Here is a 286-nt window from a genome sequence, read left to right on the forward strand (position 1 = left end):
CGTTTCGGATGCGTCCGCCAGTAGGCGCCGGCCCACTTCGGTGGAACCCGTGAACGACAGCTTCCGCAGCCGGGAATCCTTAATGAGCGGGCCGGTGGTGGCACCCGCCGTTGAGGTGGGAATGACGTTAAGGACGCCGGCGGGCAGGCCTGCTTCCATCATCACGGCCGCGAAGAGCTGCGAGGTCAGCGGGGTGAGGTTGGCTGACTTCAGGACCATGGTGCAGCCGGCAGCGACAGCAGGGGCAATCTTGCGGGTGGCCATGGCCAGCGGGAAGTTCCAGGGC

1 protein-coding gene is annotated in these 286 nt (G+C 66.4%); it reads right to left on the bottom strand.

Annotation, left to right across the window (positions count from 1 at the left end):
• A partial coding sequence (locus FDW84_RS19070) for an aldehyde dehydrogenase family protein (protein ID WP_138611040.1) occupies window positions 1-286 on the bottom strand: 286 nt, incomplete at both ends.

The organism is Pseudarthrobacter sp. NamE5, assembly GCF_005796225.1.
Classification (GTDB): domain Bacteria; phylum Actinomycetota; class Actinomycetes; order Actinomycetales; family Micrococcaceae; genus Arthrobacter.